A 26,696-nucleotide genomic window follows, 5' to 3' on the forward strand; every position below is an offset into this window, starting at 1 on the left:
TCACGCCTCCGGCCGTGACGACGCCGGGGGAGCGGGGGTGCGCACGGGCCGCGCCAGGCGCTCGTAGCGCGGGCGGAGCGCGAGCCGGTACAGGACCCGGAGCAGCAGCGGTTGAGCGGCCAGCATCTCCGCGCGTTCGGCCGGGGTCGCGTGGTCGAGCACCCACGGCCCGGCGAACACGACGGCGCGCGCGCCGACGACCTTCCACGCGGCCTTGCCCAGGGCCGTGAACTCCTCGGCCGTGAACTCGCGCCGGTACCGGGAGAAGGCGACGTCCTCCTCGTGGGGGAGGTGTACCCCGAGGATCTCCTGCAGTGCCTGCGCGGCACGGACGGCCTCCTCCAGGTCCCGTTCCCACCTGCTGCCCCCGGCGGCGGCGGGCAGTGCCCGGAGGCTCTCGCCCATGACCGCCAGGCGGTCGGCGAGCACGCGGTGTTCTCCCTCGAGCTCGCCGTCCGCGTCGGCGAAGGTCGGGTCCCGTTCCAGCAGCGCGGGATAGACGACCGCCTCCTCGGCGGTGTGGTGGTCGTGGATGGCGCCCTCGTACCTGGCGTACCAGGAGGCCAGCGCGGACAGCCGGTCCGCGTCGGCCGGGTGCGCCGAGGCGACGAGGGTGCGCAGCCGCTCGGCGTCCGTGCGCATCGCACGGTGCTCCAGGTAGCTGGGGCGGAGATCCGGCCGGGTGTCAGCGGTCATGAGAGGCCCCGTCTCTCCCCCGTGGACGGCGTGGTGCACGTTGGGGACTGCCGCGTGCCCACCCTGGCAGCGGCGCGCGGCACGGGGAACCGACTTTGGACTCTGCCCCACGCCCGTGGCGGCGGGGCGTTCCGGACGTGTTCCCCCGCGGGGGATCAGGTGCGGCGAGCACACCGGTACCCACCGTGCGAGACCCCGCCTACCCTGCGGTCGTCGATCGGCCGAGCGGGAGGTTCCGCCGATGGTCGCCCCCACCACGAGCCGGCGGGTCGTCGAGTCGCCGGGCCCCATCGACAGGAGCGGCCGGACGCTCGGGCTGGCCACCGCCGGCGTGCTCCTGCTCGACGGCGTCGGCGGCGGCCTCGCCGTGGCGTCCGGCTGGAACACCCCGGCCGAGGCCTGGAGCGGACGGGCCGTCGCCGCCGCGCCCGCTCCGGTGATGGTCGCGCAGGCCACGCTCGCCGCGGCAGCGGTCCGCTGGCCCGGCCGGCGCGGGGCTGCGGCGGCCGGGCTGCTCGCCGCCGTGTGCCTGCTCAGCAGCCTGTCCGGCTTCTTCGACGGCCAGCTCGCGAGACCGGGGTTGCCCCGCCACCTCCTCGGGGTGCAGCTCCTGCTGGTCGGGGTGACCTCGGGCGTCGGGGCGCTCGCGGTGGTCCGGGCCCGGCGTCTGCTGCGCAGCGGGGAGTGACCCGGGGCGGCCGGTGGCCCGACCGGGACGGGGCCGGCCGAGCCGTCGGCTGAGCGCAGCACCAGGGCACGACAGGGGCCGGTGACCGCTGGTGCTGGTCACCGGCCCCTGGGTGTGCCGGGTGGATCAGATGTCCGGGTGGATCAGATGTCGTAGTACATCGCGAACTCGGGCCGTGGTGATGGTCAATGAGTGCTGGAGATGGAACATGCGAGCTGACCAGGGGTTTCCTTGATCAACCCTTCTCAATCAACCCCGACAGCGAGCACTCATCACGCATCGATGTCGGAAGAGTCTTGGAACGATCCCGAGGCTGTCGGAGGATCTTCGCGGTGCCAGAAGATGGCGGAGGCGAGACGAGGCAGCGCGCTACAGCAACCTGCTCGGCGTAGAAGGTGATCAAGGCGAGGAGCTGCTTAGGTGGAAGCAGCGTTCGACGACGCTGCGCTCGGCCTAGATCAAAACGGACACGGTCGGTGGCCCGCCGTCGGTGAAGTCCCTTGGTCCTGCGACAGTCAATTCAAGGCCTCTCTAGCGGACCTGTGCCGGCGTCGACATAGATCCACGCTCGCTACGTCGCTACGTCGCCCGCACCGCCCGGGTCTCCGGAATCAACGGCCGAGCGGCCTGCACGCACTGCACCGGACGGTCGGCACCCTCGGGCTCAATCACGGCATTGCGTCGCGAGACACCCAGCGCCTGCTGCGCCATGCCCGCCTAGAGACCACCTTGGCCAACTACGACATCAGCGGCGACGCCCTCGAGCGACACACCGCCCAACCAGTCGCAGGCTTCCTCGCCGGCTGGGCTAGTAGCTCCACTCGGCGCCTGCCCGCCACTGCGGCGGACCTCGGCGAAGTCGCGAGCCCTCAGGGCGGCCTTTGGGACGTGGGCTGGCGCCGCACCTCCCTGCCGAGGGTCGTGGTACCACACGCGACCCCTCAGCTCACTCCGGCCAGTTGATTCCGTCCGTGAGGCGCCCCGGCGTTGTAAGTCGCTTGCTCTCCAGGTTCGGCGGCACTTGTGGGGAAGCCTCTACGTTCACATCCACCCCCGTAGCAACACCAGTAGCCACCGGGATACACCCACCCCGCCAGCCATTCCGTAGTGTCGTACCTTACCCGGGTGACGACCTCGAGCAACCGTACGGACCCAGTGGACGTCGCATTCGATGACGTTCCGAGCGAGGAAGAGGATGGTGACGCCGCTCTCCGCAGCTATGAGATCGTCACGTTCCCCGCTGACTACACTCTCTCTGTCTTGGTTGACAAGTGGCGCCGCCGCCAAGTGCGCATTCCAGAATTTCAGCGCGACTTCGTTTGGAAGCAGAATCAAGCGAGTCGGCTTATCGAGTCCTTCTTGCTCGGCCTGCCTGTACCTGCAATATTTCTCTACACGGATCGGTCTGACCGCAACAATCAACTGGTAGTCGACGGTCAGCAGCGTCTTCGAACGATCGCATACTTCTTCGAGGGCTACTTCGGGGAACCCAATTCTCGAGGGCGTCGACAAATCTTTCGCCTAACGGGGTTGCACGAGGACAGTCCCTTCGCGAACAAGACGTACGCAGACCTTGAGCGTGATGACCCCGGTGCATGGAACCGACTCAATGACTCAGTGCTTCGCGCGTTCGTCATTCAGCAGTTGGATCCGTCTGACGACACGAGCATCTACCACATTTTCGAGAGGCTCAACACCGGCGGAACTCTTCTGTATCCGCAGGAAATCCGCAATGCCGTGGCTCACGGGCCATTCAATGACCTCTTGCACGAACTAAACAGGTGGGACGACTGGCGCGCGATCTACGGATCGCCACAGCCCGACCGGCGCAAGCGGGATATCGAATTGATCCTGCGCGTGATGGCCCTCTCTGAGTCAATCGCAACCTACGCGAAGCCGATGAAGGACTTCCTTAACGGCTTCATGAGTGAGCACCGTGACCCTGGCATGGAGACCCTCGCCAGACTTGAGGAGAAGTTCAGGCGCGCCGTAAAGAGCGCCCAGGCGTTCGGACCCAGACCTTTCCGTCGCGGTGCTGGCCTTAATGCGGCGTTCTTTGATGCGGTTATGACCGCCCTCATGGAGGCGCCCGAAGGGGGCGTTGTAGATCCCGACGCGCTATCTGCTGCTTACGCCAAGCTGCTTGAGGATGAGCGTTTCCAGGAGACAATCACACGCAGTACCACAGACGACGATGTTGTTGAAGACCGTGTGCGCATCGCCAAGAAATTCATCCTCGGCTGAATGTCCGGCTTGGCGAGGTCCCGCAACCTCCTGGCGCTTATTCGTCAATCGCTTGAACCGTTGGCTGATTCTGCAGACAAGCCACTACTCGAGTCCATGGTGGTCAATTACCTCCTGACCTGCGCCTACGCTGACCTCGAGATTGAGATTCGATCGGTCCTTGCGCGCTATGGCCAGGAATGGACCAAAGAGTCGCGCGTGCATAGCTTCATTGATGTGGCGATCAAGAGGGTGGTGCGCAGCATCAAATGTAGTGAGCTCGCGGGAACGCTCGGGATGTTCGACGCGGATTGTAAAAAGCATTTCCAGGACCGAATCAACGGCACACCGGAACAGGCTGCCTACGACCGCATCGTGAACGGACGTCACGATCAATCGCACAGCTTAGGAAGTTCGATGACGTTGGACGACTTCTCCGAAGACCTCGATAAGTGTGACGTCATCCTTGCGGCGCTATCCGAGGCTCTCGAGTGCAGTTGCAGTCACTGACCTCTGGTGCCTTGTCACCCGAGAGCGTCACCAGGCTCTGGTCTCCGGTCGGTTAAGCTGCAACCGCGGGGATGTCCCTCAGTAGGCCACAACGGCGTCTCATGCATGTCGCCACGCCGCGCTACGACATCGCACCTCGGGGTTGCCCGTAGCCACTTCGACGGCAATAGGTCAGAGCCGGTTCGCCAAGGACTGTCGGGTGCGACCGGCCGCTCGGGTCGGTTGAGCGTCTGCGCTACACACGGTCGCTTGAGAAGTTCCGATACCCGATCGCGCAGGGTCCGGGCACTCGTAGGCGGGTGGAGAAGGCCGCCCTCGAGGCCGCCAGAGAGCTGAAGATCCGAGTGTGGCGGTGACACTACGCTCCGACCACCTGCAGGTCTGAGGTCTCCGGCTCGCCGCTCAGCTGTGCCGAGGTGTGGCAGAGCAGTCGGCTTGGCCGAGGTCACTCTGCCTGCTGCCGACTGAGCGCTTCCCGTGCACCCGCGCCGTTCAGGGGCGTCGGCGGGCCAAGCGGGTCGGCCGGCCACTGCTTGACGCTGATCTTAGGGAGGCGCCCCAGCCACGGATCTTCTAGCTCCCCCGCGGTCGATCACACCCGATCGGGGAGTCGCCGTCGGTGTCTGGCTGCCGATAGAGAGACTGTGGCAAGGATGCACGACGACGGGGATGGCAGAGTGGCGCAGGCAGGAGCGCTCAGTGCGCTAGAAGCGGTGCGAGCCTGGCGGGCGTTCGCCAACGGCATACGCGTCAACCCCGCCAGCGGCCCCGCGATCTCGTGGACGTCGTACCTGAAGAAGTACCCGCACGGGCGAGCGGACGAGCGGACGACGGTCGGTCCCACGGTCTTCCCGGCTTTCGCTCAGACAGTCCTCGGCTTCGAGGTCGGACAGACCTTGGCCGCCGAAGTGTCTGGGCCCGAAGGGCGCCCGGACTTCACTCCGGCAGATGCTGTGACACATCCTTTCGTCTTCGAGGTGAAGGGCACAGACGGTGGCGTCCAACTGGTTGGGCACGAGGCCCAAGTGGGTCGCTACCTACGTGAGGGGCGCCCGCGGATTACGCGGGTAGTTCTGACCAACCTTGCTGGATTGCGCGTCTTTGAGTTGGATGGCGACGGGCAGACTGTCCGATGCGTTCAAGAGATCGATCTCCGCGCCTTAGCGCTCATCCCGACGGACAAGCAGGCGGCAGACCGTCCCGACGCTCAGCGCCTCGCGGACTTCCTGAACGCACACCGCAGGCGGGAGCTCTCGCTTCCGGAGAAAATCCAGCGGGTTCGCGAAGCGGCTCCTTGGAACCCGTCGCTGGAGATTACGTCTCCCGACTGGGTTCTGACTCGCCTGGACTCTGTTGTCCAATCGATCCATGCTGACGTGGCAAAGCAGGTCGACGCGGGGGCGCTCCTTGACCAGAACATCGTGCCGCTCAGTGACCGGCCGCTGCTCGAAAAAGAACTGCGCGAACTGGATAAGCGTCTTGGTAGCCCAGACAAGGCCGCCTCTGCGCGTTCGCTCGAGGACTACCTCAACGCCGGACCCAGGTCGGAACCAGGCCTAGCCGTCCAGCAGTTTGTTGCGCACACCGCCTTCTATACGGCGACGCGACTTCTCCTCGTGAGAGCCTGGGAGGACAGCGGCCTCATTGAGCCGGCCCTCCACGACGGTGGCTTTGACAAGATGCTGGCTGCCCTGTCGAACGTCACCGAAGTGGTCGAGGTTGCCTACCAGCGGGCGAAGGGCAAATACCCTGAACTGTTCGGCAGGCACAACGCGTTCTCCTGGTACACCCCTGGTGAAGACGTCTACGTCAACGCCATCTATGAATTGGCGAACACGTACCTTGGCGATCTCGGTGACGACGTACTTGGCGATGTCTATCAGCGTCAGTTGGCGCGCGTTGACCGCAAGCAACTGGGTCAGTACTACACCCCACGCGACATCATCAAGCTGATCTGGGACCTCGTTGATGACGGATCCCTGACCGAAGCTGCAGAAGCCGAAGGAAGACCTCTGCGGGTACTCGACATCGCCACTGGCAGTGGGGGATTCCTGGTCGAAGGTGCAGCGCGGCGCCGTCGCCACTTCCAAGAGGCTAAGGCGGCCGGCGCGCTAGAGGACACTCGCGAGTGGCTGAGTGAAGTCACCGACGGGTTCGTGGGCTGCGAGATCCAGCAGTTCAGTGCATACCTGGCGGAGGTGAACCTGGTGCTGCAGTTCTCCCCCCTCCTGCAGGGAGACAGCACTCTCCGCCTGCCTGGCTTGCGAATCCACTGCACCGACACTCTCACCTTGCACAATCCCGAGGCGCCCGGCACCGTCGCGCAGACAACGGATACCGCCGTGGATGAAGGTGGCCTTGAAGACCGGGCCACGGCGTCCGAACGCCAAGATTCGATTGAACGAGTTCGGGATCCCCAAAGCAGTGGGGAGTGGCTGGACGTCGCTGTTGGCAACCCGCCCTACGTCGGCGAAAAGTCGATAGCTAAGACGCTAGAAGCATTGCGCCAGCAGCACCCATACTGGCAGCAGTTCTCCGCTGCTCACGTCGACTACCTGTACAACTTCCTCATCCTCGGTGTCTCCAAGCTCCGTAAGGGTGGCCGCTTCGGGTTCATTACCACGGAATACTGGCTCAAGGCCGAAGGGGCCGCCCCGCTTCGCAAGTTCCTCGCGGAGCACACGCGTATCGATCGACTGATCCTGTTTCGGCGGATGACCCTTTTCCCCGACGCGCCCGGTCAACACAATTTGATCGTCATTGGGGAGCGAGTCACAGACCCGGAGGACCCGACTTCCACTCCCTCACCGCGAGGAAACCCGTGGGTCTCCATCTACATTGGGGAAGCGCGACGGGACGATCGCACAGCTGTCCTTGACGCTATTCGGACACACGCCAACCGACCATCCACGGCGTTCGTCCAGTCGTTCCGTGCGCGGATCGACCCCACCAGCCTTGGCGGCGCATCTTGGGCTGAGGTCATCATGACTTCGCAGCAGTTGAGTCGTCGCAGGGCAATTCAGAAGTTGGCACCCAAGGCTGAGATGGTCATGAGCGAGGGCGTGATTGCTCCCCCGCAGGCCTTCAGGCAGAAGCACGCCAGCGATGTTTCGGCTGCCGTGCTGGCAGAGATCGGCGGTCCCGACAGCCGTGCCGGGATTTTCGTTCTCAGCGAGGAAGAGCGGCAGGCCCTGTCCAAGGACAGCGGAGGCTTCACTCCCGAGGAACTGGCCCACCTCAAGCGGGTGATCAACACCTCTGACGTCTTTCCCTATGCGGCCGTTCTCCCCGACGACGCGCCTACTCTCATTTGGCTACCTGGGTCTCACGGCGGTCCGACCGGGGAGTTCCCCGCGAACATGCCGGTGCTAGAGGCACACCTAGAGCGCTTCAAGCCACTGCTTGAGAAGACGGTCAAGGGCTACTTCAAGGGACGTATGGGAAGACCCTGGTGGTCGGCCCACAGCCCCCGCACTCACCTCGTGGAAGGCCACCCTGCAACGGCTGGATGGGCTGACCTAGCTGTTACTACGCGCTGGGGGGACCGGAAACTGCTGACTGCTCTGGCCCCAGCCGGCAGCCTTCCGCTGTCCGGACTCCACGCTGTGACGGGCGAGTCGGGCGCTACAGCCGCTTACCTCGTGGGTTTGATCAACTCGAGCCCGATCCAGGAACTGGCTGAGGCTCTTGCACCTGGGAGTGTTGGTCAAGGAGATATCGAGGCGCTTGGGCTGCCTCGCTTCGCGGCGCCTGTCGTCGTGGATATCGAGGCGCGGACTCGCGTCCTAGCCGATCTTGTCCAGGACATGGTCCGAAACCAAGCGAAGGTCTGGCCCAACCTCGTAAATGTTTTGAGCGTGGACCTGTCGTTGATGGGCCCCGTGGCGGCGGGTTGGATACCCACGTCCGGTCGACGGTGGGGCAACATCGCCTCGGTTTTGTGGGTTGCTGCAGAACAGGTAGGACGGGCGATGGGCGTGGTGGAGGAGGTTGAGCGAGAAGATGATCTGTTCGGTCGCCATCTCGCTGTCCGTTTCACCCGAGGCGTTGTTCACCTGTCTCTTCAAGGAGACCTCGATCCGGATGTAAGTGACCGCGCATTCGAGGTGTTGGAGGCGATCGCCCGAGGCGTCCAACTGCGGCGGGGAAGCGTGGATGACCTCCTTGCGACTCCTGTCCCTTTGTCGGTCACTGGTCTGCTAGCGACGTATGAAGATGACCTCAAGGCAGTCAAGATGGTTGTTGAGGCATACCAGGAGAATCGCAAGGCCATTGATGTCGCTGTTGAGTCTGCGCTCGGGACGTAAACCGCAGGACCCATTGACGGGCTTTCCGTGAGGTTGCAGTCATAGGACGGACTCGTCCTCGATCTCGCGACGCATCGACGCGAGTCCGTGGATCCGCCGGAGCTGCGCCAGTCGACTGTTCGGGTCCGGCATTCTTTGTCTGCCGACGATCGGCCGAATGGCCTCCAACAGCCTCATGAGTAGGGTTCGCTGCCGGGCAAGCTCGGCCAGCGCGCGTCGGCGCTCAGCGTTCGATTCCTCCGGGTCGTCGGCGATTGCGTGTAGCCACTCGATGGCATCCACGACTCGGACGGCCTGAGTCAGCAGGGCTTGCTGCACAGGATCCAATTCAGGCTGCCGCTCACTGACCGCGCGCCATAGACGACGGCCACATGGCCCGGTTCCCGTTGGGACAGCGGTTCTGGTCATCCTTCGTCTCCATCGTGAGGGTTACGGAGCGTGTTCGGCTCGTCAGTCGGTGCTTGTGCCGTTGGGAGGGGGACGACCAGTACCCGGCGGAGCGGAGCGGCGAGCCGCATGAACTTTTTAGGCCGCCCCCGTGCGGCGTTGGAATGGTGCCGACGTGGGCACTGGGTGCGTCCTGCGCTGTGAGATTGCGACGGGGAGCAGTAGAAGTGCCTGCGACCGATCACCTGTTCAACGATCGCCTCCTGATTGCATCGCCTACACCATGCAAACCTGGGGAGTCGGCTGGGCGACGGTGGCCTCACAGGGAGCCGCATAGAACTCGGCCGACTCAATGACGACGACATGAGCGCCAGACGGAGGTCGAGAAAGGTGCACACTGTTGCCGACGCCGAACGGGCTCGTGTGCGCGATGGTCGACGACGATCGGCGTCTCGTGTCGGCGGGCGTCGCGCCGATCGCCCGCCGTGGTCAGCGAGCGCGAAGCCGTCCCGCTTGAGTTGTCCGAGGTCGATCCCGACTGTGGTCGGCTCGGCGGCGACGTCGAGCGTGTCCTGTTAGGACGGTAGCTGCCAGCCTCGCGGTTGATGATCATCGGGCGGCCTCCTGCCAAGGGTCGTCGGGGTCGGTGTCCGCCAAGTCGTCCCAGCCGGTTGGAATCGGCCGGACCGCCGGCCAGTCCTCGGCATGATCTGTCACGGCGTCTGTCACGGCGTCTGTCACGGCGTGACTCACGGTGTGAGTAGGGGCGTTACTCGGGGCGGGCCGGGACGGGTCGGGACGAGTCGGGGCAGCGACGCGAGCGCGAGACGATCCGCGCGAGAGCGCGCTTCCGTCCTGCTTCCGCCGGGCTTTCACTTGACCTGGTGTCAGATGCTCTCCGGTATCCGGGTCAATTTCGGCGTCGAGGAGTCGCTTCCGGCGTTGCCGGTCGGCGTTAGCTTGTCGGCGTTTGGCGAGCACCTCGGGTTCAGGCTGATCGGTCATGCACTCGACGAGTCGGACCCCGGTGGCCATGGGGACCCACCAGCCGGCTGCCACCAGCTCGGCGATGGCCCGCTCGGCATCTGGCGAGTCGAGGGCGCGGCGGAGATCTCGGTGGGTGAGGTGGGGACCGGACTCTCGGCGCATCGCCCAGCAGAGGGCGTCGATATGAGTACGCACGGCGGCGTCGGACAGTTCTGCATGAGCTGCGCGCTCAGGAAAGTCATCCGACAGCTTGACCCAGCTCACCGCGGCGTCCCTAAAGCGTCGGCGGGGCGCGGTGCGGCCTTCGCGAGGACGGAGGTGCTTCGTGACAGAAGGAGCGAGGGCGGGGCGGGCGACGCGCTTAGCGCATGATGCGGGTCGGTCACGGTGGCTCCTCCAGCGGTTGGATGCTCAGCCCCTCGGTGTCCACGACAACCTCGGCCTCGCGCCGGTCCTGGATCTTGGCGAGCATTTGGGCTGGTTCCACGATGGCGACCCACACGAGCCCAGGCGTGTCGTGGATCGGTCGCTCGGCGAACCAGCGGGCGCGGGCAAGGTCCGAGGTCCATGACCAGCCGTACCGGTGGTCTTCGTCGGCGCCGCGGTAGAGCCGTGCGACGTCTCGGGGGCGGGCTCGCCGGTGCCCGTCGTCCGTGTAGCCGGCTGCGCGGAACAAGTCCCGCCAGGTGTCCCGGTCCAGGGCTTGCAGCGGCCACTCGGCCGAGCACCAGGCGCCGGGTACCAGCCTGGGGAGCCACGCCGGCTCGAGGCAGTCGTCGGCGAACAGATTGGCGACGATGGCCGGCTCCGCGTTCCGGCCGCACCGCAGCATGGCGGTCTGCAACTCCTCCAGGGAGCCGATCACAGCGTCGCCGAGGATGACCGCCTCGGTCAGCTCATCAGGGTCGGTGGTGATGGGGAGACCGGTCATGAGGACTCGCGCGCAGTCCCTCCGGGGGATCCGGTCCCTGGTCATGACGATGCGACCTTGCGGCGACGGGTCCGGGTCGGATCCGGGCCAGCGGTCGCGCGCTCGAACTGCTGGGCGAGCCAGGCCTCCACGTCGCACTCGCGATAGCGCACGTGCTTGCCGATCACGGCGGCGCGCGGGCCGGTGCGTTGCACTCGCCAATATCGAACAGTCGCGAGGGGGACACCGAACAGGTCGGCGACGTCCTGCTGACTGAGGAGCTTGGTGGTCACTCCGAGTCCTACCTCTGTGCGATGACGACAGTGTGAGGTGCTGCACTGTTGACTCTACTCTTCCTACGCATAAGCTACTCGCATGCAGGATGAGACGGCTGAGCAACGAATGGGCCGGCGCGTGCGCCTGTTGCGCACCGCGCGCGGCTGGTCCCAGGAACGGCTCGCCGAGGTCATGACTGAGCACGGCACGCCCTGGCGGCAGGCCACCGTGGCGCGAGTCGAGTTGGCGCAGCGGCCGGTCAGGGTCAACGAGGCGGCGGCGCTGGCTCAGGTATTCGACGTGGAGTTGCCGTTCCTGATCCCGGTGACGCGGGAGGAGGTCGAGGCCGTCCTGTGGGACGCCGAGGGGACGGGGCAGGCCATCGATGTCGGGGTGAACGGCCCAGTCCGCGTCACCCTCGCCGATCCGCACGCACCACATGCGCCCATCCCAGAGCGGCCGATCGACCGGTCTGAACTGCAGGCAGAGATCGAGCGAGTTGTGCGCCGGGTACTCGACGAGCGCGGGGGCGACGAGGAGGGCTGACCCATGCGGGGCACGATCAGCAAGCGGAGAAACGCCAAGGGTAAGGCGTTCTACGTCCCCCGGTTCATCGACCCGGTGTCGAAGCGGGAGCGGTCCAAGTGCTTCCCGAACAAGCAGGCGGCGCAGGCGTGGCTGGACGAGCAGACGGCATCGATCACTCGCAACGAGTACGTCGACCGGGAGACCGCGCGGAAGACTGTCGCGGCCTGGTGCGAGACCTGGCAGGCCGGGTACGGCGGTCGTCCGAGCACCGTGCGGCAGGCGCGGGTGCATGTGGCCCAGATCGTTCGCGAGTTCGGGAGCCTCAAGCTCGCCGACGTTCGCCCGTCCCAGGTCAAGGCGTGGACGGTGAAGCTCAGGGCTGAGGGCTATGCCGACAGCTACGTCTACGCGCTGCACCGTCGGCTGGCGCAGATCATGGGCGACGCGGTGCTAGACGGTGTGATCCCACGGTCTCCGTGCTCCCGGCGGACCTCACCCCGAACCGCGGAACAGCGGCCCTACCTCCTCACGACCGACCAGCTCTGGCAGCTTCACGACGCGGTGCCCGAGCACCTGCGCCCGGCGATCCTGCTGGGTGCGTTCGCCGGTCTGCGAGTCGCCGAGGTGGTTGCGCTGAAGGTCGAGCACGTCGACTTCCTTCGCGGCATCGTGACCCCGGTCCAGCAGGGCAATGGCGATCCGCAACCGCTCAAGAGCAAGACGTCCCGCACCGCGCTTCCATGCTCGCGGGAGCTGGCGACGCTGCTGTCGCCCTACGTGGCGAAGTTCGGGACGGAATGGATGGTCACCGACGGGATCGGCGGCCGGTCCTCCAGCTGGGCAATCGAGCGGGCGATCCGGTCGGCCCGCAAGCGGGTGCCGGGGCTGCCGGATGGGCTCCGCTTCCATGACCTCCGGCACTACCTCGCGTCACTGCTGATCGGCTGCGGTGCGGACGTAAAAGTGGTGCAGCACCGACTCCGGCACGCCAGTGCCAAGACGACGCTCGACACCTACGCGCACCTGTGGCCGGACGGTGACGAGTTGGCGACGGCGTCCATCGCAGCGGTGCTGGGGGAGCGCGCGGGAGCGGCGCGCGAGCGGGGTGCCGGGGGCGGTCCGCGCCCAGTCAGACAAGTGTCGGACTGATCTCGGAACGATTCGGCCCCACCTGCGAGATTTCTGCAGGTGGGGCCGAAGTGGTCGATCAGATGTCGTAGTACATCGCGAACTCGTGCGGGTGCGGGCGGAGGCGGATCGGGTCGATCTCGTTCTCCCGCTTGTACTCGATCCACGTCTCGATCAGGTCGGGCGTGAAGACGCCGCCGTCGATCAGGTACTCGTGGTCGACCTCGAGCCGGTCCAGGACGGCGTCCAGCGACGCCGGGACCTTCTCGATGCCCAGGGCCTCCTCGGGCGGCAGCTCGTAGAGGTCCTTGTCCACCGGCGCCGGCGGCTCGATCTTGTTCTTGATGCCGTCGAGGCCGGCCATGAGCATCGCCGAGAAGGCGAGGTAGGGGTTGGCCGACGGGTCGGGCACGCGGAACTCGATGCGCTTGGCCTTCGGGTTGTCGCCCGAGATCGGGATGCGGCAGCAGGCCGACCGGTTGCGGGCCGAGTAGACGAGGTTGATCGGGGCCTCGTAGCCGGGCACCAGGCGGTGGTAGCTGTTCACCGTCGGGTTGGTGAAGGCCAGCAGCGACGGGGCGTGGGCCAGCAGGCCGCCGATGTAGTGGCGGGCGGTGTCGGACAGGCCCGCGTAGCCGGTCTCGGCGTGGAAGAGCGGCTCGCCGTCCTTCCAGAGGCTCTGGTGGCAGTGCATGCCCGAGCCGTTGTCACCGAACAGCGGCTTGGGCATGAAGGTGACGGTCTTGCCCGCCTGCCAGGCCGTGTTCTTGATGACGTACTTGAACAGCATCAGGCTGTCGGCGGCCCGCAGCAGGGTGTCGAACTTGTAGTTGATCTCCGCCTGGCCGGCGGTGCCGACCTCGTGGTGACCGCGCTCGAGCTCCAGCCCGACGTTGGTCAGGTTGGTCATCATGTCGGCGCGCAGGTCGCTGTAGTGGTCGTAGGGCTCGACCGGGAAGTAGCCGCCCTTGGGGCGGGTCTTGTAGCCGAGGTTCGGGCCGACGCCGTTCGCGCCGGTCGCGGAGCCGGAGTTCCAGGAGCCCTCGACCGAGTCGATGTGGTAGTAGCCCTCGTTGATCCCCGTGTTGTGGCGGATCGAGTCGAAGACGTAGAACTCCGCCTCCGGGCCGAAGTAGGCGGTGTCGGCGATCCCGCTGCTGGCGAGGTACGCCTCGGCCTTCTTCGCCACGTTGCGCGGGTCGCGGCTGTAGGCCTCGCGCGTGATCGGGTCGTGGATGAAGAAGTTGACGTTCAGCGTCTTGCTCTTGCGGAACGGGTCGAGGAAGGCGCTGTTGGCGTCGGGCAGCAGCAGCATGTCCGACTCGTTGATCGCCTGGAACCCCCGGATCGACGACCCGTCGAAGCCGAGGCCGTCGGAGAAGGTGTCCTCACCGAACGCCGACGCCGGGATGGTGAAGTGCTGCATGACGCCGGGCAGGTCGCAGAAGCGCACGTCGACGTACTCGACGTCGTTGTCGCGGATGTAGGCGGCGACCTCGTCGGGACTGGTGAACATCGATCCTCCGGTATGGGGCGGACAGCCGACTCGCAAGCTATGGCCGGGGAGTTGCCCCGGGGTGTCCCGTCTGTTTCGGGGCGGTAACAACGGCTCCGGCGTGTCGCACCGGTCGCCGTCGCACGCGGTCGGCCGGGCGTGCTGCGGGCGGGTCCTACGCTGGTGGACATGGTCGGGGACGCGCAGCCACCCTCTCAGGAGCGCCGGCGGGGCGCGTCGCTGGGCCTGCCGGGGAGCGGGCCCGGGTCGCTGGCGCCCTTCGGCACCCGGGTGCTGGCGTTCCTGGTCGACGCGTTCCTCTCCGCCGTCGTCGCGGCCCTGTTCACCGCGCCGGACCTGCCGGGCAACTGGAGCCTGCTGTCGTTCGCGGTGGTCTACGTCGTGTTCCTCGTGGCGGTCGGGCAGACGCCGGGGATGCGGCTGCTGGGCCTGCGGCTGGCGCACCCGCACCCCGCGTCCCGGCTGGCGCTCTGGCGGGCCGTCGTCCGCACCGGGCTGCTCATGCTGCTGGTGCCGGCGCTGGTGGTCGACGCCGACGGCCGCGGCCTGCACGACCGGATCACCGACACCGCCGTCGTCCTCGACAGGTGATCGTGCGGCGCGAGCGGCCGGCCGACGCCGCCGCCGTCGACGCGGTGCACCGGGCGGCGTTCCCCACGGACGTCGAGGCCCGGTTGGTGGGGGAGCTGCGCGCGGACGCCGGCTTCCTGCCGCACCTGTCGCTGGTCGCCGTCGACGGGGACGACGTCGTCGGGCACGTGATCGCCACCCGCGGGTGGATCGACCCCCTCGACGCCCCGGCGCTCGGGCTGGGCCCGCTCGGCGTGCGGCCGGACCGGCAGGGGAGGGGCGTCGGGACGGTGCTCGTGCACGCGCTGGTCGCCGTCGCCGAGGCCGCGGGGGAGCGCCTCGTGGCGCTGCTCGGCGACCCGGCCTTCTACGCGCGGGCCGGCTTCGTGCGCGCCTCGGACCTGGGCGTCGACCCGCCGGACCCCACCTGGGCCGAGCACTTCCAGGCCCGCCGCCTCGCCGGCCCGGAGCAGCGCGGCACCTTCCGCTACGCGGAGCCCTTCGACCGGCTGTGAACGACGAGAGCCCCGCACCGGGCGGTGCGGGGCTCTCGTCGGGGAGTCCTAGCGGCGGCGGACCTGCCGCTGGCTGACCGTCATCTGCCGGCCGCCGGGCAGCGGGCCGCCGGGGACGGGCGGGCGCGCGCCGCCGAGCGCGGCCAGCCGCCGGCCGAGGGTGTTGACCTCACCGGCGGACAGGTTGCGGGGCAGCTTCATCACGTGGGCGCTGAGCTTGCGGAGGGGGACCTGCCCCTCCTCCTCGCCCACGGTGACGTCGTAGATCGGGGTGTCGCCGATGACGCGGGCGATGCGCTTCTTCTCCTGCGCCAGCAGGCCGCGGACGCGGACCGGCGAGCCCTCGCCGACCAGGATGACGCCCGGGCGGCCGAGCACCCGGTGCACCGCGTCGAGCTGGGCGGTGCCGGCGACGCCGGCGGAGACCCGCCAGTCACCGCGCATGCCCTCGAGCACCCACGCGGCGGCACCGGGCTGGCCCTCGACCTGGCGGTAGGCCGAGCCCTGCGCGCGGCGGCCGAAGACGATCATCGCGGCCAGCACGCCGAAGAGGACCGCGATCGGCAGGAAGAGGAACGGCGCCCCGAACAGGATGGCCAGCAGCTCGATGACGCCGGCCACCGCCACGAAGGCGATGAGCATGTACCACGGCAGCCTGGGGTCGTTCTTCCGCGTCAGCGAGTAGGCCTGCTTGATCATGCGGACCTGGTTGCCGACCTTCTTCAGCCGGCCCACCTTCGGCTCGCCGTCCTTGCCGGTCTTCACGGGCTTGCCGGCCTTCCCCGCCGCGGTGGCACCGCCCGTCGACCGGCCGCGCCCCGCGGCGGGGCCCCGGCCGGCGTTGCCGGCGGGAGCGGGGGAGTCTGTGGGCTTGCTGCGTGCCATGTCCCCAGGATAGGGGCGTCGCGCAGCGGTCCCGGTGAGCCCGCGGGGCGGTCAGCCCCGAGTGGTGAGACCGCGGGCCTCGACGGCCTGCTGGTAGAGCCGCCCGGCCCGGTAGGAGCTGCGCACCAGGGGCCCGGCGAGCACCCCCGGGAAGCCGATCTCCTCCGCCGTCTTCTGGAAACCGACGAACTCGTCGGGCTTGACCCAGCGGACGACGGGGTGGTGCCGCGGCGAGGGCCGCAGGTACTGGGTGATCGTCAGCAGGTCGCAGCCGGCCTCGTGCAGGGCGCGCATGGTCTCGACCACCTCGTCGGGCTCCTCGCCCATGCCGAGGATGAGGTTGGACTTGGTGACCAGCCCGGCCTCGCGGGCGGCGGTGATCACCGCGAGCGACCGCTCGAAGCGGAAGCCGGGGCGGATGCGCTTGAAGATCCGCGGCACGGTCTCGACGTTGTGCGCCAGCACCTCGGGCCGCGAGGAGAACACCTCGGCCAGCTGGCCGGGGTCGGCGTTGAAGTCGGGGATGAGCAGCTCGACGCCGCAGCCGGGGACGGCGGCGTGGATCTGGCGGACGGTCTCGGCGTAGAGCCAGGCCCCGCCGTCGGGCAGGTCGTCGCGGGCGACGCCGGTGACGGTGGCGTACCGGAGCTGCATCGTCGCGACGCTCTCGGCGACGCGGCGGGGCTCGTCGGCGTCGAACTCGGCGGGCTTGCCGGTGTCGATCTGGCAGAAGTCGCAGCGCCGGGTGCACTGGTCGCCACCGATGAGGAAGGTGGCCTCCCGGTCCTCCCAGCACTCGTAGATGTTGGGGCAGCCGGCCTCTTCGCAGACGGTGTGCAGGCCCTCGCGGCGCACCAGCGACTTGAGCTCGGTGTACTCCGGGCCGGTCTTGAGCCGGGTCTTGATCCACTCCGGCTTGCGCTCGATCGGGACCTGGCTGTTGCGCACCTCCAGGCGCAGCAGCTTGCGGCCCGAGGGGCCGATCCGGGACGGCTCGGAGGTGCTGGTCGCCACCGTCTCGCTCATGATCCCCACCGTACCCCCGGACGGCGATCGCCCCCGCCGCCCCGAGGGCAGCGGGGGCGATCGGCGCGCGGGTGCCGGATCGTCAGGCCTGGCCGGCGGCGGGCCCGGCGGTCGGGCCCTCGTCCGCCCCGCCGCCGCTGGTGAACGGCTCGGGCGCGGTCTGGGTCGGGTCGGTGGCGCCGGCGTCGTCGTCGCCGGCCACGTTCTGGGCGTCGCGGATGCCCATGTCGGACTCGGGGGGAGCCGAGTCGCCGGCGACGAACATGGCGTCGGAGACGGTCTTGCCGGAGTCGTCGTTGCTCGGGGAGCTGGGCACGGGGTCCTCTCGGTAGCTGGGCACGGGCCCGTCACCGGCGGGTGCCGGCGTCCACGGGTCCTCGGTCTTGCGGCGCAGGAACGAGAACGCCGCCGCACCGACCGCCAGCGCGAGCAGCACCCACGGCCAGCGGCGCGGCTCGGACTCCGTACCCACCTTCCGCCTCACCTGCGCAGCCTTCTCCGCGGTCTTCCGCGTGGCCTTCCGCGTGGTCTTCCGCCTGGCCTTCCGGCCGGTCTTCGCGGCGCCGCCGACGAGCTCCGCGCGCCGGTGCTCGAGCTCGCCGAGGGCGGTGCCGACGCCGGCGACCAGGCTGTCGCGGGCGCTCCCCAGCGCCGGGACGACGGTGTCCCTGGCGGCGGCCACCCGCGGGGCGACCTCGGCGGCCAGCGCCTTGCGGGTGGCGGCCGAGGCGGCCTCCACCCGGGGCGCGAGGTCCGCGGCGGCCTTGGCGGCCGCGGCACCGGCGGCGGTGAGCGCCGAGGTGACCGCCGGGCCGGCGGACTCGCGGGCGGCGACCACGCGCGGGGTCAGGGCGTCGACGGCGGCGTCGACGCGCTCGCGGGCGGCGTCGAGGACGGGGTTGGCCGCCTCGCGGGCCGCCACCACGCGCGGGGTGAGCGCCACGACGGCGGCGTCGACGCGCTCGCGGGCGGCGTCGAGGACGGGACTGGCGGCGCCCCGGGCGGCGTCCACCCGCGGGGCCAGGGCCTCGCGGGCCGAGGCGACGGCGGGCGCGGCCACCGCGACGGCGGCGGCGACCCTGGGGGCGGCCGCCTCGCGCGCGGCGTCCACGCGGGGGGCGAGTTGCTCCGCGGCGGCCCGGCCGGCCTCCGTGACGGCGGCGCCGAGGTGACTCAGCCCCTCCTGGAGCTCGGCCCCGATGACCTGGCCGCGGGACTGTGTGCGGGACACGGGATGCACCTCCGGGTTGATCGACTCCGGCCATCCTGCCCGCTCCGGCGGGAAGGCACATCCCCGGGAACACCGTCCCGCGCGCTCAGGCCGGGCGGAGCAGCCCTGCGCGGTGGGCGGTCAGCCAGCGCAGCAGGTCGGGGACCGGCATGGGCCGGGCGACGGCGTAGCCCTGGGCGACGTCGCAGCCCAGCGCGGCGAGGCGGGCGGCGGTGGCGAGGTCCTCGACGCCCTCGGCGACCAGGCTCAGGCCCAGGTCGTGGGCGAGCGCGACGGTGTGCCGCACGATCGCCGCGGCCCGCTCGTCGCGGTCGACGTCGGCGGTGAGGCTGCGGTCGAGCTTGAGTTCGTCGGCCGGCAGCCGGCGCAGGTAGGCCAGCGAGCTGTAGCCGGTGCCGTAGTCGTCGATGGAGGTCCGCACGCCCAGGCGGCGCAGCTCGCCGAGCACGGTGCGGCCGCGCTCGGGGTCGGCCATGAGGGTGTCCTCGACCAGCTCCAGGGTCAGCGCGGCCGGCGGCAGCCCCCGCCGGTCCAGCTCGGCGGCGACCTTGCCGGGGAGGTCCAGGTCGGCGACGTTGGCCGCGGACAGGTTCACCGACACCGGCACCCGGTGCTCGTCCCACCAGCGGGTGACCGCGTCGAGGGAGCGCGCGAGCACGGTGTCGGTCAGCGGGCGCAGCAGGCCGGCCTGCTCGGCGGCGGGCAGGACCTGGGCGGGGCCGAGCAGCCCACGCCCGGGGTGGTGCCACCGCAGCAGCGCCTCGACGCCGACGACGTGGCCGTCGTCCATGGCGACCTGCGGCTGCAGGTGGACGTCGAGCTGGTCCTCGGCCAGCGCGGTGCGCAGCTCCTCCATCGTGCGCAGCCGCTCGCCCGAGCCGCTGGTCGGGTCGGGGACGTAGACGTGCACGCCGGCGCGCTCGGTCTTGGCCGCGTACATCGCCACGTCGGCGCAGCGCAGCAGCTCCTGGACGTCGTCGGCGGGGACCGGCGCGGTCGACACGCCGATGCTCACGCCGACGTGCAGCCGGATGCCGTCGACCTCGAACGGCCGGCGCAGCAGGTCGTGGACGACAGCGGCGCGCTCGGCGGCGGTGTCCAGGTCGACGGCGGGCAGCAGGACGGCGAACTCGTCGCCGCCGAGCCGGGCGAGCACCTCGCCGGGCCGCAGCGCGGGGGCCACCCGCGGGCCGACCTGGCACAGCAGCTGGTCGCCGGCGCCGTGCCCGAGGCTGTCGTTGACCTCCTTGAACCCGTCGAGGTCGAGCAGCAGCAGCGCGGCGGGGGAGGCGGTGGTCGCCGCGGCGACGACGGTGCGGGCGCGCTCGAGCAGGGCGCGCCGGTTGGGCAGCCCGGTGAGCTCGTCGGTGCGCGCCTCCTGCCGGACCACCGCGAACGACCGCACCTCGCGGAAGGTGACCGCGGTGCGGGCCAGCGCGGCGAGCACGCAGCCCACGGCCAGCCACCCGGCGCTGTCGGGCAGGTCGTCGCCGTAGCCGGCGGCCAGCACGGCGAGGGCGGCGAGCGTGCCGGCCAGCGGCAGCGCGACCAGCCGCCAGGTGATGCGCACGCCCTCCTGCCCGGCGCCGCGCCGCGGGTCGCCGGTGGTGCGCCACGCGGCCACGGCGGCCAGCAGCACGCCGGCCTGCCACACCAGCTCCAGCGGCCCGCCGTCGGCGTAGCGGCCCTCCGCGCTCAGCACGAACAGGGCGGCGTCGGCGACGCAGAACAGCGCGATGGCCCCGGCGATGGTCAGCAGGGTGCGGTCCAGGTGCACGCCGAGGATGGCGCTGACCCCCACCAGGAGGGCCAGCAGCAGCACGTCGGCGCCGGGCCAGGCGAGCTGGGCGACCGAGACGTGGCTGCTGTCGGTGAGGTAGGGGCCGAGCAGGAACCCGGTGCCGACCGCGGTGGTGCCGAGGGCGGCGACGACGCCGTCGAGCCACATGCTGGGCAGGAACCGCGCGACGCGGGCGCGGATGAGCACGAACAGCGCGACGTAGAGGCTGCCGTAGGCGACAGCGACGCAGGTGTCGGCCACGGGGGCCGGCGTGGTGCCCGCCTGGCCGGTCTCGAGGATGCGCGCGACGTTGCCGGCCGCGCCGACGACGAGCGAGGTGGCCAGCGCCCGCCAGGCGAGGGCCTCGCGGGGGGCGAGCCGGGCGGTCAGCCAGCAGGCGGCGCCGGCCGCCAGCCAGGACAGGTGGTAGAGGACGACGTCGTAGACGACGTCCCAGGCCCGCCCGGGCGGGCGCGGGCCGACGCCGGTCGCGAAGAGGGCAGCGGCGACCGCCGCGACCACCACGAGGTGGCCGCGGGGCCCGGTCCCCGCACGCCGGAGGGACACCTGAGTGCGCCGCACGAGGACGACAACGGCCGGTCCGCCGTCCGGGTGCAGTCCGGAGCCTCCCGACCGACCCGTCCGGGTGAGTCCCCGGGCGGTAGACTCGGGGGCGTGACCGGCGGACGCCTGCTTCTCCGGCCGTGCTGACCTGAACGCTCACGTCAGCACGGCGACCCCTCCTGCGTGAGGGGTCTTTTCATGTCCGCCGACGGATGACCCCGGGAGCACCGCGATGAGCCAGACGGCCAGCCAGCCCACGACCGAGCCGGCCGAGGAGGGCGTCCCCCCGCACCGCTACACCCCCGCCCTCGCCCAGCGGATCGAGCTGGAGTGGCAGGACCGGTGGGAGCGGGAGGGGACGTTCCACACGCCCAACCCGGTGGGCCGCCTGTCCGAGGGCTTCGAGCGGGTCGAGGGCCGGCCCAAGACCTTCATCATGGACATGTTCCCGTACCCCTCGGGTGCGGGCCTGCACGTCGGGCACCCCCTGGGCTACCTGGGCACCGACGTCACCAGCCGGTTCCGCCGCATGGACGGCGACAACGTGCTGCACCCGATGGGCTACGACGCCTTCGGCCTGCCCGCCGAGCAGTACGCCGTGCAGACCGGGCAGCACCCGCGGATCACCACCGAGGCCAACATCGCGGCGATCCGGGCGCAGCTGCGCCGGCTGGGCGTCGACCACGACGAGCGCCGCACCTTCGCCACGATCGACCCGGGCTACTACCGGTGGACCCAGTGGATCTTCCTGAAGATCTTCGGCGCCTGGTTCGACGAGGAGGCCGGCCGCGCCCGCCCGGTCGAGGAGCTGGTGGCCGAGCTGGACGCCGGCACCCGTGAGCCCGCGCCGGGCACCAACCCGTCGGGGCGGCCGTGGGCCGAACTGTCCGACGTCGACAAGCGGAAGGTCGTCGACGCCCACCGGCTGGCCTACCTGCACGAGGCGCCGGTCAACTGGTGCCCGGGCCTGGGCACGGTGCTCTCCAACGAGGAGGTCACCCCCGACGGCCGCTCCGAGCGCGGCAACTTCCCGGTGTTCCGGCGCCCGCTGACCCAGTGGATGATGCGGATCACCGCCTACTCCGAGCGGCTGCTGGCCGACCTGGACCGGCTGGACTGGTCGGACTCGGTCAAGCAGATGCAGCGCAACTGGATCGGCCGCTCGACCGGCGCGCGCATCCGCTTCGCCGCCGGGGACGAGACGATCGAGGTGTTCACCACCCGCCCCGACACGCTGTTCGGCGCGACCTACATGGTGCTGGCGCCCGAGCACCCGCTGGTCGAGACGCTGACCGCGGCCGCGTGGCCCGACGGCACCGACCCGCGGTGGACCGGCGGCGCGGCGACCCCGGGCGAGGCGGTGCGCGAGTACCAGCGGCAGGCCTCGCGGCGCTCGGAACTGGACCGGCAGAACGAGAGCCGGGAGAAGACCGGCGTGTGGCTGGGCACCACCGCCGTCAACCCGGTCACCGGGCAGGAGCTGCCCGTCTTCATCGCCGACTACGTGCTGACCGGCTACGGCACCGGCGCGATCATGGCCGTCCCGGGCGAGGACACCCGCGACTGGGAGTTCGCGCAGGCCTTCGGCCTGCCGATCGTGCGCACGGTGCAGCCGCCCGCCGACTTCGACGGCGGCGCGTACACCGGCAGCGGCCCGATGATCAACTCGTCGAACGAGCACGTCTCGCTGGACGGGCTGACCGACAAGGCCGCCGCCATCGCGCGGATGACCGAGTGGCTGGTGGCCGCCGGGCACGGCGAGGCGACGACCACCTACAAGCTGCGCGACTGGCTGTTCAGCCGGCAGCGCTACTGGGGCGAGCCGTTCCCGATCGTGTACGACGCCGACGGCCTGCCGCGCGCGGTGCCCGAGTCGCTGCTGCCGGTGCTGCTGCCCGACGTCGATGACTACTCGCCGAAGACCTTCGCCGACGACGACGCCGACTCCCAGCCCGAGCCGCCGCTGTCGCGGGTCACCGAGTGGACGACGGTCGAGCTGGACCTGGGTGACGGGCCGAAGCCCTACCGGCGCGAGACCAACACCATGCCTAACTGGGCGGGCTCGTGCTGGTACTACCTGCGCTACCTGGACCCGGGCGACGACGACCGGATGGTCGACCCGGAGCTGGAGCGGTACTGGCTGGGCCCGCGGTCGCCGGGCGACGTCGGCGGCGTGGACCTCTACGTCGGCGGCATGGAGCACGCGGTCCTGCACCTGCTGTACGCCCGCTTCTGGCACAAGGTGCTGCACGACCTGGGCTACGTGTCCAGCGAGGAACCGTTCCGGCGGCTGGTCAACCAGGGCTACATCTCCGCCTACGCCTACACCGACGAGCGCGGCTTCTACGTGCCCGCCGCCGAGGTGGTCGAGGAGGACGGGCAGTTCCTCTACGAGGGGAAGCCGGTCAACCGCGAGTACGGGAAGATCGGCAAGTCCCTCAAGAACATGGTCACGCCCGACGAGATGATCGGCGCGTACGGGGCGGACACGTTCCGGGTGTACGAGATGTCGACCGGCCCGCTGGAGCAGTCGCGGCCGTGGGACACCAAGGCCGTCGTCGGCTCGCAGCGGCTGCTGCAGCGGATCTGGCGGGTCGTCGTCGACGAGGAGACCGGCGCGGTCCGGGCCGCCGACGACGCCGCGCCGTCCGAGGACGTGCTGCGGGCGCTGCACAAGGCGATCGCCGGCGTGCGCGACGGCATGGCGACGCTGCGGTTCAACGTGGCCATCGCCCGGATCGCCGAGCTGACCAACGCGCTGACCGCGGCCTACGGCGCCGACTCCCCGGTGCCGCGGGCGGTGGCCGAGCCGCTGGTGCTGCTGGTGGCGCCGCTGGCCCCGCACCTGGCCGAGGAGCTGTGGGCCCGCCTCGGGCACGACGGGTCGATCGCCTGGGCGCCGTTCCCGGTGGCCGACGAGCGGTGGCTGGTCGAGGACACCGTGCAGGTCGCCGTCCAGGTCAACGGCAAGGTGCGGGCGCAGGTGACCGTGCCGGCCGACGCCGACGCCGCGGCGCTGGAGGAGGCGGCGCGGGCCGACGAGAAGGTCGCCGCGCAGCTGGACGGCAAGACGGTGCGGCGCGTGATCGCCGTCCCCGGCCGGCTGGTCAACTTCGTCGTCGCCTGACGATCGTCCGTCCCGCCCGGACCCCGGTCCGGGCGGGACGGGCGCTGACGACCGCGTTCCGCTCGGAGCCCGGCCGGGTCAGGCCACTGCGCAGGCCACTGCGGGGGCCGCACCGGCGCGGGAGGTGGTCAGGCCGACGGAGGTGCTGCGCCGCAGCCGGGCCCTCAGGCGGCGGGGGCGAGGGTGAGCACCCGCCGCATCGCCGCCTCCACCGCGTCGACCACCTCGGCCACCGGGACGTCGCGGCCCAGCTCGGCGCTGAGCGAGGTGACCCCGGCGTCGGCGATGCCGCACGGGACGATCGCGCCGAACGCGCCGAGGTCGGGGTCGCAGTTGAGCGCGAACCCGTGCATCGTCACCCCGCGGGCGACCCGCACGCCGATCGCGGCGATCTTGCGCTCGGGCCGGAACCGGCTGCCGGGGCCGGGGGCGTCGGCGGCCACCCAGACGCCGCTGCGCCCGTCGACGCGCATCGTCTCCACGCCGACCGACGCGCAGACCTCCATCAGCGCGTCCTCGAGCCGGCGCACGTGCGCCACGACGTCGACCGGGTCGGGCAGCGCCACGATCGGGTAGCCGACCAGCTGGCCGGGCCCGTGCCAGGTGATCTTGCCGCCGCGGTCGACGTCGACCACCGGCGTGCCGTCGAGCGGGCGCTCGTGCGGCTCGGTGCGCCGGCCCGCGGTGTAGACCGACGGGTGCTCGAGCAGCAGCACCGTGTCGGGCGCCTCCCCGGTCAGCCGCGCGGCGTGGATCTCGCGCTGGCGTGCCCAGGCCTCCTCGTAGGGGACGGTGCCTGCCCGGACGACGCGCAACTCGGTCACGGCTCCCAGCCTAGGCCCGCGCTCAGCGCAGCCGGCGGGGCTCGAGGCGGGTCTCGACGGCGGTGCCGTCGGGGCCGCGCTCCACCCGGTAGGCCGCTTTGCCCGGCCGGTCGGCGACCGCCTCGACGAGCGCGGTGCCCCGGTAGACCAGGCCCACGCCGTCGTCGGTGGCGTGCCCGGCCGGGAGCGTCCCGTCGGCGACCAGCCGCTGGTACAGCGGGCGGCGCCGCTCCTCGGAGTCGTGGTGGACGCCGTTGGAGGTGGGGATCAGCCCCAGGCCGTTCGTCACCGGGCGCAGGTCGGGACCGTAGGAGTCGGTGGTGCCGCCGACGTGCCAGCACAGCGACCCCGCCGACACCCCGCCGAGCACGACCCCGGCCCGCCAGCACTCGGCCAGCACCTCGTCGAGACCGTGCACCCGCCACACCGCCAGCAGGTTGGCCACGCTCCCGCCGCCCACCCAGATCACGTCCTGCTCCAGCAGGTGCGCCCGGACGTCGGCGACGGTGGGCATGGGGAACAGGCTCAGGTGGCTGAGCCGGACCGCGCCGCCGGCGAAGGCGCCGTACACGCCGGCCAGCCGCGCGGGGTCGTCGCCGGTGGCGGTGCCCAGGTAGCACAGGCGCGGCTGCGCGGGCGCCCCGGCGAGCTCGACGGCGAGGTCGAACACCGGGCCCGGCGCCCAGTCGTAGGGACCCCGGCCGCGGGAGTCGAAGCCGATGCTCGTGGCCACGATGGTCGGGGCGGTGGCGGGCATCAGGCCGCTCCGGTCGCGGTCGCGGTCGCGGGCCGCAGCCGGCGCAGCACCGCGGCGGCGGTGCGGCGGCCGCTGGCCATGGCGCCCTGGATGGACGGGGTGTCCCGGTGGTCGCCGCAGACGTACAGGCCACCGCCGAGGTCGACCGGGCGGCGCAGCCGCAGCGGGGGCAGCGCGGCCGGCTGCGCGCCGGTCACGGTCACCGTGGTCAGGTGCCGCAGGTCCGCCGTCGCGACGTCGTGCAGCCGGGCCACCTCCTCGCGCACCTCGGCCTCCGGGGTCGGTGCCAGCGAGCTGCTGGCCAGCAGGGCGCGGCCGTCGGGGGAGTAGGCGGGCTGGGCGTCGGTGAGCACCACGCTGTTGACCAGCCGGCCGCCCGGCGTCCCCAGGACGATGAGCGGCTCGGGCCACGGTGAGGCCGGCAGCACGTGGTAGTGGGTCGTCACCTGGCGGGGCGCGGCGGCCTCCACCGCCGGCACCAGGGCGGCCGCGGTGTCGGGATCGGTGGCCACCACGACGGCGTCGGCGCGCACCGGGCCGGCGTCGCTGTCGACGGAGGTGCCCGTGACCGCGGTGACCCGGACCCCGTGGTGGACTCGCCCCTCGCCGACCCCGGCGGCCAGCTGCTCGCCGATCGCCTGGATGCCCCGGGCCGGCAGGCCGGTGCCGCCGCGGACGAAGCTGCGCCACAGCAGGTCCAGGTAGCGGCTGGAGGTCTCCAGCCGGTCCTCGAGCAGCACTCCCGCGAAGAACGGCCCGAAGAAGCGCTCCAGGGCCGTGGCGCCGACCCCGGCCCGCCGCAGGTGCTCCGCCGCGGAGGTCTCCTGGGCCGCCAGCAGCCGCGGGACCGGCCAGTACCCGGCCCGCGCGGAGAACGCGGCGATCGCCGCCTTGTGCGGCAGCGACCCCACCGGCGCCCGCAGCGTGTCCGCCACCGCCGACGGCCGGCGGCGCGGGTCGGCGACGCGGTGCGCCCGGTCCCCGACGCGGACGACCGCCCCGGGGGTGAAGAAACCGAGGTCGAGGGCGGGCAGGTCGAGGTCGGCGGCGCGCGGGTAGCCGGTGTTGAACACCTGGAAGCCGCGGTCGACGACGAAGCCGTCGACCCGCTCGGTGGCCAGCCGGCCGCCAGCGTGCGCGGAGGCCTCCAGGACGTGCACGTCGCAGCCAGCGGCGGCCAGGCGGGTGGCCGCCGACAGCCCGGCCAGCCCGGCGCCCACGACGACGACCTCGGCACCGGCGGGCAGCGGCATGCCCCGAA

Annotated in this window: 22 protein-coding genes; 10 read left to right on the plus strand and 12 right to left on the minus strand. The window is 70.6% G+C overall.

The window, feature by feature from the left end:
• Nucleotides 1-696, minus strand: coding sequence for a hemerythrin domain-containing protein (locus tag ACI798_RS03865; RefSeq protein WP_456941950.1), 696 nt, complete (start codon nucleotides 694-696; stop codon nucleotides 1-3).
• Between the two features lie 241 nt (nucleotides 697-937).
• Here ACI798_RS03865 and ACI798_RS03870 point away from each other — a divergent pair, with 241 nt between their 5' ends.
• From ACI798_RS03870 to ACI798_RS03885, 4 genes are all read left to right on the plus strand, one after another.
• Nucleotides 938-1,384, plus strand: coding sequence for a hypothetical protein (locus tag ACI798_RS03870; RefSeq protein WP_457047280.1), 447 nt, complete (start codon nucleotides 938-940; stop codon nucleotides 1,382-1,384).
• Nucleotides 1,385-2,509: 1,125 nt separating this feature from the next.
• Entirely contained in the window at nucleotides 2,510-3,628 is a 1,119-nt protein-coding gene (locus ACI798_RS03875) for a DUF262 domain-containing protein (RefSeq protein ID WP_457047281.1), read from the plus strand.
• Nucleotides 3,629-4,117, plus strand: a complete 489-nt coding sequence (locus ACI798_RS03880) for a hypothetical protein (protein WP_457047282.1) — start codon at nucleotides 3,629-3,631, stop codon at nucleotides 4,115-4,117.
• Nucleotides 4,118-4,770: 653 nt separating this feature from the next.
• Nucleotides 4,771-8,424 carry an HsdM family class I SAM-dependent methyltransferase gene (locus ACI798_RS03885; protein ID WP_457047283.1) on the plus strand — a complete coding sequence of 1,218 codons (3,654 nt, stop codon included), beginning with the start codon at nucleotides 4,771-4,773 and terminating at the stop codon, nucleotides 8,422-8,424.
• 39 nt (nucleotides 8,425-8,463) lie between these two features.
• On the opposite strand, the gene ACI798_RS03890 is transcribed toward ACI798_RS03885, so the two are convergent.
• Nucleotides 8,464-8,706 (minus strand): hypothetical protein, encoded by a 243-nt coding sequence (locus tag ACI798_RS03890; RefSeq protein ID WP_457047284.1) that lies wholly within the window; start codon nucleotides 8,704-8,706, stop codon nucleotides 8,464-8,466.
• Nucleotides 8,707-9,702: 996 nt separating this feature from the next.
• Here ACI798_RS03890 and ACI798_RS03895 point away from each other — a divergent pair.
• On the plus strand, nucleotides 9,703-10,170 hold the full coding sequence (locus ACI798_RS03895; RefSeq protein WP_457047285.1) for a hypothetical protein: 468 nt from the start codon (nucleotides 9,703-9,705) through the stop codon (nucleotides 10,168-10,170).
• 10 nt (nucleotides 10,171-10,180) lie between these two features.
• Here the strand turns inward: ACI798_RS03895 and ACI798_RS03900 are convergent, their stop codons facing one another.
• Entirely contained in the window at nucleotides 10,181-10,729 is a 549-nt protein-coding gene (locus tag ACI798_RS03900) for a hypothetical protein (protein ID WP_457047286.1), read from the minus strand.
• A 41-nt stretch (nucleotides 10,730-10,770) separates the two neighbouring features.
• On the minus strand, nucleotides 10,771-11,001 hold the full coding sequence (locus tag ACI798_RS03905; RefSeq protein ID WP_457047287.1) for a helix-turn-helix transcriptional regulator: 231 nt from the start codon (nucleotides 10,999-11,001) through the stop codon (nucleotides 10,771-10,773).
• A gap of 82 nt (nucleotides 11,002-11,083) precedes the next feature.
• Between ACI798_RS03905 and ACI798_RS03910 the strand changes: the two genes are divergently transcribed.
• Together ACI798_RS03910 and ACI798_RS03915 are read left to right on the plus strand one after the other, a co-directional pair.
• Nucleotides 11,084-11,530 carry a helix-turn-helix domain-containing protein gene (locus ACI798_RS03910; protein WP_457047288.1) on the plus strand — a complete coding sequence of 149 codons (447 nt, stop codon included), beginning with the start codon at nucleotides 11,084-11,086 and terminating at the stop codon, nucleotides 11,528-11,530.
• Nucleotides 11,531-11,533: 3 nt separating this feature from the next.
• Complete coding sequence (locus ACI798_RS03915; RefSeq protein ID WP_457047289.1) at nucleotides 11,534-12,661, plus strand: tyrosine-type recombinase/integrase; 1,128 nt, start codon at nucleotides 11,534-11,536, stop codon at nucleotides 12,659-12,661.
• 58 nt (nucleotides 12,662-12,719) lie between these two features.
• Here ACI798_RS03915 and glnA read toward each other — a convergent pair whose 3' ends face one another.
• Nucleotides 12,720-14,156, minus strand: coding sequence for a type I glutamate--ammonia ligase (gene glnA, locus ACI798_RS03920; RefSeq protein ID WP_456941948.1), 1,437 nt, complete (start codon nucleotides 14,154-14,156; stop codon nucleotides 12,720-12,722).
• Between the two features lie 168 nt (nucleotides 14,157-14,324).
• Here glnA and ACI798_RS03925 point away from each other — a divergent pair, with 168 nt between their 5' ends.
• Together ACI798_RS03925 and ACI798_RS03930 are read left to right on the plus strand one after the other, a co-directional pair.
• Nucleotides 14,325-14,747, plus strand: a complete 423-nt coding sequence (locus ACI798_RS03925; protein ID WP_456941947.1) for an RDD family protein — start codon at nucleotides 14,325-14,327, stop codon at nucleotides 14,745-14,747.
• Nucleotides 14,744-15,241: a GNAT family N-acetyltransferase gene (locus tag ACI798_RS03930; RefSeq protein ID WP_457047290.1), complete on the plus strand. Its 498-nt coding sequence runs from the start codon at nucleotides 14,744-14,746 to the stop codon at nucleotides 15,239-15,241. Before ACI798_RS03925 ends, ACI798_RS03930 begins: the two co-directional genes overlap by 4 nt.
• A gap of 48 nt (nucleotides 15,242-15,289) precedes the next feature.
• Here the strand turns inward: ACI798_RS03930 and ACI798_RS03935 are convergent, their stop codons facing one another.
• The 4 genes from ACI798_RS03935 to ACI798_RS03950 all read right to left on the minus strand — a co-directional run bounded on the left by ACI798_RS03935 (nucleotide 15,290) and on the right by ACI798_RS03950 (nucleotide 20,730).
• The gene (locus ACI798_RS03935; RefSeq protein ID WP_456941945.1) at nucleotides 15,290-16,126 is read right to left on the minus strand and encodes a DUF4191 domain-containing protein; all 837 of its coding nucleotides are present in this window, start codon (nucleotides 16,124-16,126) and stop codon (nucleotides 15,290-15,292) included.
• 51 nt (nucleotides 16,127-16,177) lie between these two features.
• Entirely contained in the window at nucleotides 16,178-17,152 is a 975-nt protein-coding gene (gene lipA / locus ACI798_RS03940) for a lipoyl synthase (RefSeq protein WP_457047291.1), read from the minus strand.
• An 82-nt stretch (nucleotides 17,153-17,234) separates the two neighbouring features.
• Nucleotides 17,235-18,383 (minus strand): hypothetical protein, encoded by a 1,149-nt coding sequence (locus ACI798_RS03945; RefSeq protein WP_457047292.1) that lies wholly within the window; start codon nucleotides 18,381-18,383, stop codon nucleotides 17,235-17,237.
• Nucleotides 18,384-18,468: 85 nt separating this feature from the next.
• The gene (locus ACI798_RS03950; protein ID WP_456941942.1) at nucleotides 18,469-20,730 is read right to left on the minus strand and encodes a putative bifunctional diguanylate cyclase/phosphodiesterase; all 2,262 of its coding nucleotides are present in this window, start codon (nucleotides 20,728-20,730) and stop codon (nucleotides 18,469-18,471) included.
• Nucleotides 20,731-20,959: 229 nt separating this feature from the next.
• Between ACI798_RS03950 and leuS the strand changes: the two genes are divergently transcribed.
• Nucleotides 20,960-23,854: a leucine--tRNA ligase gene (leuS, locus tag ACI798_RS03955; RefSeq protein ID WP_457047293.1), complete on the plus strand. Its 2,895-nt coding sequence runs from the start codon at nucleotides 20,960-20,962 to the stop codon at nucleotides 23,852-23,854.
• A gap of 164 nt (nucleotides 23,855-24,018) precedes the next feature.
• On the opposite strand, the gene lipB is transcribed toward leuS, so the two are convergent.
• Genes lipB through ACI798_RS03970 form a run of 3 tightly spaced genes read right to left on the minus strand, consistent with a single transcriptional unit; the run spans nucleotide 24,019 to nucleotide 26,688 of the window.
• Complete coding sequence (gene lipB, locus ACI798_RS03960) at nucleotides 24,019-24,678, minus strand: lipoyl(octanoyl) transferase LipB (RefSeq protein WP_456941940.1); 660 nt, start codon at nucleotides 24,676-24,678, stop codon at nucleotides 24,019-24,021.
• 22 nt (nucleotides 24,679-24,700) lie between these two features.
• Entirely contained in the window at nucleotides 24,701-25,435 is a 735-nt protein-coding gene (locus tag ACI798_RS03965) for a Type 1 glutamine amidotransferase-like domain-containing protein (protein ID WP_457047294.1), read from the minus strand.
• A complete protein-coding gene (locus ACI798_RS03970) occupies nucleotides 25,435-26,688 on the minus strand; it encodes an NAD(P)/FAD-dependent oxidoreductase (RefSeq protein ID WP_457047295.1) in 1,254 nt (417 codons plus the stop codon). The genes ACI798_RS03965 and ACI798_RS03970 overlap by 1 nt, the downstream gene beginning before the upstream one ends.
• Nucleotides 26,689-26,696 lie beyond the last annotated feature (8 nt).

The organism is Geodermatophilus sp. SYSU D01045 (genome assembly GCF_054050295.1).